The sequence below is a fragment of the Marivirga sp. genome (genome assembly GCF_024636815.1).
Classification (GTDB): Bacteria; Bacteroidota; Bacteroidia; order Cytophagales; family Cyclobacteriaceae; genus Marivirga.
Window position 1 is genome coordinate 1 of sequence record NZ_JAGXGF010000060.1, and the last position, 5,663, is coordinate 5,663.

The following is a 5,663-nucleotide window of genomic DNA, read 5'->3' on the forward strand; positions in this document are numbered from 1 at the left end:
CTACCACTCCATTCTTATTTCAATTCCATAAATCTAGGCTTTATAGCAGTTTTGAAAATGGTAAAAGTGCCGGAGGCCGCATAGAGCAAGTAGTCCTTTTTAGTTTTATAGCAGTCATTATTTTGATGATGGCTTGTATTAATTTCATGAATTTGGCTACAGCGCGATCTGCCACCCGAAGCAAGGAAGTAGGAGTGAGGAAGTTAGTTGGTGCCGGACAGTCGTCCTTAATCAAACAATTTATGGCTGAAGCAATAGTACTATCATTTATTGCCTTAGTATTAGCCCTAATATTTGTATGGCAATTATTGCCCTTTTTCAATCAAATAACCAATAAATCCTTAATAATAGACTTTACAGAACCTGTTTTTATTATTGGTATTTTGCTTATCACAATAATTTGTGGACTCTGTGCAGGAAGCTATCCGGCATTCTTTCTTTCTTCTTTTAAACCCTTACTGGCCTTAAAAGGCAATGTACTGAATTCCCTTTCCGGTAGTGGACTACGAAAAACCTTGGTGATCATTCAGTTCGTGGTCTCTATTGTATTAATAGCAGGAAGCATTATTATTTATGAACAAATAGCTTTTATCAGCAGCAAAAATCTTGGTTTCGAAAAAGATAATATTGTTCTAATTGATAGTAATGAGGAACTTATAAAGAATAATACTTCATTCAAAAATGAATTACTTCAATCCTCATCAGTTAAGGATGTAGCTTTTGCCGGGAGTAATATTTTTACTATTCCCATTACCACTACAGAAATTGAATGGCCGGGTAAACCGGTTAATTCATCCCTCCAATTCAAGCTGTTTCGTTGTGATGCAGGTCTTATTCCCACACTCAATATTGATGTTTTAAAGGGTAGAAATTTCACAGATTTAAGTCAGGATCAGTCAAATTACATCATCAATAAAAAAGCCATGGAAGTGATGGGTCTAAGCCCAGAAAATGTAATAGGTACAGAGATTGAAGTGTGGAATGGGCCGGGCAGGATCGTTGGTTTAACAGATGATTTTCATAATGATCATTTAAGTGCAGGTATTGAGCCTCTTATTTTCCTTTATACAGAGCAAATTGGTCAGTATTTTCTTGTTAAAGTGGATCATGAAAAACCAATGAAAGAAACCCTGGGTGAGATTGAAAAAGTGTTTAAGAAAGCAAGTCCTCAGCATCCCTTTGAATACTCTTTTCTTGATGAGGCTTTTGACAGAGAGTATCAATCTGAAGCTGTGATTGGAAAATTGTCCATGAGTTTTACCATAGTAGCTGTGCTTATATCCTGTCTTGGATTAATTGGACTGGCATCCTTTACGGCAGAGCGGAGAATTAAAGAATTAGGCATCCGAAAAGTGCTGGGGGCTTCCATAGCTGAGTTAATTCTTATGCTTTGTAGTGATTTTATAAAATTGGTAGCTATCGGATTGGCAATAGGCATTCCGCTAGCATGGTATCTGGGAACTAGTTTCCTCTCGGGTTATGCTTTTCATACAAATATCAGTGTCTGGATATTTGTTTCAACAGCTATATCCATATTATTTATTGCATTGATTTCAGTTGCCTATCAGGCAATAAAAGCCACTACAGTAAACCCTGTGAATTCCTTAAAAAATGAATAGAATCTAATCATATATCATTATGCTAAAAAACTATATAAAAATCGCCTGGAGGAACCTTAGAAAGCATAAGCTTTATTCCATCATTAATATAACCGGATTATCAGTAGGGGTGGCCTGTAGCATGTTAATTTTTTTATATGTTTCAAATGAGCTTTCGTACGATAATTTTCATGAAAACGGAAGTAATATATATCGTGCTACAAGAGAAGGCAAATTAGGAGATAATGAGTTTAGTTTTCCATTTACTCCTGCACCCTTAGCTTCTGTTCTAAAGGAGGAAGTGCCAGAAATTGAGCAAGCTGTGAGGCTTCGAAAATTTGGAAGCTTTTCTGTAAAAAGACCTAATATGGAACAAAGTTTTAAAGAAAAGAGCTTAATGTTCGCAGACTCAGGTTTTTTCGAACTTTTCACATTTCCATTGAAAGAAGGGAATCCAGAGAAGCAATTTAGAGAACCCAATACTATTGCTATCAGTGAAACGATAGCTCAAAAGTATTTTCCAAATGAAAGTGCTCTCAACCAGTCACTTGTACTAGATGGGAGAGAGACATATGTCATTACAGCTGTTTATGAGGATTTTCCTAGCAACTCTCATTTTTCTGTTGACTTTCTCATCTCCATGGCTAATTTACCAACAGCCAATAGAACCTCTTTTACCAGTAATAATTTTTATACATATTTCGCTGTGCAACCTGGTGCGGATCCTGCTGAAGTAAGTACCAAGGTAAATCAAGTAGTAAATAAATATTTGGCACCGCAAATTTATGAATTTATGGGGAAGACCATGGAAGAGCTTTCTGCATCTGGAAATTATTATGTAATTGAAATTCAGAGTCTTAAAGATGTTTATTTGAATTCTGATTACACAGTTGATATTGCCATAATGGGAAATATAGATGTAGTAATTTTATTTTCTGTAATAGCTATTTTCATCATAATTTTGGCATGTATTAACTTTATGAATTTATCAACGGCCAGATCTGCAAACAGATCTAAGGAAGTTGGAGTAAGAAAGGCTTTGGGTTCAAGAAAATCTCATTTGGTAAGACAATTTTTGATAGAATCAGTGCTAGTTAGTTTAATTTCATTTTCTATTGGCCTGTTTCTAGTAGTCCTTCTAATGCCTGCCTTCAATGATATTACGGGAAAAAACTTATCGCTACCTCAATATGATTTTGGATTTATTCTCCTATTTATTTTATCAGGCATTACAGTAGGAATCATGGCTGGAATTTACCCTGCTTTTTATTTAAGCTCTTTTAAGCCAGTAGAAACTCTTAAAGGGAAAGTTTCATTAGGTACTGGAAATGTGGTAATAAGGAGTGGATTGGTAGTTTTTCAGTTTTTTATATCTATACTTTTGATTATAGGTACTATAGCGATTTACCAACAGCTACAATTCATTCAGAATAAAGATTTAGGGTATACAAAAGAGCAGGTGATTTTGGTGCAAGACGCTTATATGCTTAATGATCAGCGTCAATCTTTTAAAGAGCAGGTGAGCACATTATCTAAGGTCGAGAGCGTTTCATATAGCGGTTTTTTACCGGTAAGTGGATATAATAGAAGTGATAATACTTTCTGGAAAGAAGGAGAACAACCCAATGAGGATAATGTGGTAGGTACTCAAATTTGGTCAGTGGACTATGACTATTTGGATACCTATCAAATGGAGTTGGTGTCCGGTAGAAATTTTAAATTGGGAAGCAGTGCTGATTCTTCAGCTGTAATCGTTAATGAGACCGCTTTTCGTGAATTCGGGTTTACTGATTTTGAGGCTGATAATTACATAGAAACTAATGCTTTTGATCCTGAGACAGGAAAATTCTCAAGTGAGAAGTTTGATAAATTTAGAGTTATTGGAGTCGTGAAAGATTTTCACTATGAATCATTGAAAAATGATATTGGACCTCTGGCACTGAGTTTGAATAGTAGCAGTAGTGTGTTAGCTGTGAGATTAGATAGTGATGAAATTCAGAATTCTCTTAGTGAAATTGAGGCGATTTGGAATACAATTGATCCTACTTTACCCTTTAGCTATTCCTTCCTCGATTCTGAATTCAATGCCATGTATAATGCGGAGTCACGTTTAAGTAAAATCCTAACGGTTTTTGCAGGCTTGGCCATATTCATTGGCTGTTTGGGTTTGTTTGCTTTGGCCTCCTTTATGGCAGAACAGAGAACGAAAGAAATAGGAATTAGAAAAGTATTAGGTGCAAGCATAAGCGGAATCGTTTTTATGCTGTCCAAGCAGTTTTCAAAGCTTGTCATTATTGCATTTGTTTTAGCAGTCCCATTAGCCTGGTGGGGCATCTCCAAATGGCTGGAAGGTTATACATACAAAATATCGGTCGGTTGGGGACTGTTTTTGTGGGCAGGACTGGCGGCTTTTTTGATTGCATGGCTAACAGTCGCCTATCAGTCAATAAAAGTAGCTAAAAGCAACCCGGTTGATTCCTTGAAAAGTGAATAATAAGTAAAAGAAGCTAAATCATAAACATATCATCATGTTAAAAAACTATCTAAAAATCGCCTTGAGAAACCTTCTGAAAAAGAAAGCTTACTCTTTCATTAATATTTCTGGCTTGGGAATAGGAATGGCCTGTTGCTTTCTCATCTATCTGTATGTACAGGATGAACTTTCTTATGATCAGTATCATGAGAAAAAGGATCGGATTTATCGGGTTTTGCATGGTTTTAATGAATCTTCCCAACCTGATAATGTGAAGCCTGACTTTTACGAAGTATGGGGGAATGCTCCAGTTGGTCAGGCTTTGGCTAATGATTTTCCCGAGATTGAGAAAGTAGTGCAGTTCTCCGGAAGAGCAGATGTTTTATTGAGAAATGGTGAAAAGATGTTTCAGGAAGATGGTATATTTTTTATGGATTCTACCGCTTTTGATGTGTTTAGCTGGCAATTAATAAAAGGAGATCCCAAAACAGCTTTAGTAGCACCCTTTAGTATTGTTTTAACAGAAAGTACAGCCAAAAAATACTTCGGAGATGAAGATCCGATGGGCAAAACATTGAATGGAGATAGATCCGGTGGAAGATCTGATCAGGGTATTTATAAAGTTACGGGAATAATGGAAGATGTGCCGGAAAACTCCCATTTCAAGTTCAATACTTTACTTTCAATGAGCACCTTCCGACATTCCAGACCTGAAGTGTTTGAATGGTGGGGCTATGTTGATTTCTATACCTATTTTTTAGTAAACGATGAATTCAATCAAGCATCCTTTCAGAAGAAGGTACCGGAGTTTTTGAGCAGGAGAGCAGGAGATGATATGGAAGGGTATCATATTAAACTTGAAGCTTTAAATGATGTTTATCTTGGTTCCACTGCATTAAGGCAACCAGGAGAGCTGGGTAGCATGTCAAATATTTACATCTTCTCTATAATAGGTTTGTTTATACTATTTATAGCCATCATTAATTTTATGAATCTTTCTACTGCACGCTCAATGGATAGAGCTAAAGAAGTAGGTATTAGAAAAAGTATTGGTGCTGGTAGAAAGAGTTTGATTTACCAATTTTTAGGAGAATCGCTTATCATCGTCATTATTGCGGCCTTGTTTGCCTCATTATTGATAACAATTATGTTGCCGTTCATGGCTGATTTAACTGCTAAATCGTTTGATATTGGTCAATTCATTAGCTGGAAAACGCTCCCTCTTTTCCTCACTATTATTCTCTTGATCGGCTTAATAGCAGGATCATATCCTGCATTCCTTTTGTCCGGCTTCAAACCGACCTCTATTTTAAAAGGAACAAGCAGTAAGGAAGTGGGAGGAGTTTCTCTGAGGAAAGGATTAGTGGTTTTTCAATTTACTTTATCTATAATTCTTATTTCTGGCACCATAGTAGTATACACCCAAATGGAGCATATTTTAGAGAAGAATTTAGGTTACGATCAGGACAGAATGCTGGTAGTTGATTATAATTATGATGGACAGGTAAACGAAAAATTAGATAATTTAAAGAATGAAATGGAAGCGATTCCATCTGTGCTTTCCATGGCTTCAACAAGGAGTGTGCCTGGTA

Annotated in this window: 3 protein-coding genes; all 3 read left to right on the top strand. The window is 36.2% G+C overall.

The features are described from left to right. The coding region (locus Q0L29_RS04620) for an FtsX-like permease family protein (protein ID WP_296619470.1) at positions 1–1,619 on the top strand (1,619 nt) is incomplete at its 5' end. Between the two features lie 19 nt (positions 1,620–1,638). Next, entirely contained in the window at positions 1,639–4,092 is a 2,454-nt protein-coding gene (locus Q0L29_RS04625; protein WP_296619471.1) for an ABC transporter permease, read from the top strand. A gap of 34 nt (positions 4,093–4,126) precedes the next feature. Continuing rightward, the coding region (locus Q0L29_RS04630) for an ABC transporter permease (protein WP_296619472.1) at positions 4,127–5,663 on the top strand (1,537 nt) is incomplete at its 3' end.

What these genes read in the sequence shown, in the direction of transcription:
- Q0L29_RS04625 (WP_296619471.1), top strand. Translation starts at nt 1,639, where the DNA reads ATGCTAAAAAACTATATAAAAATCGCCTGGAGGAACCTTAGAAAGCAT.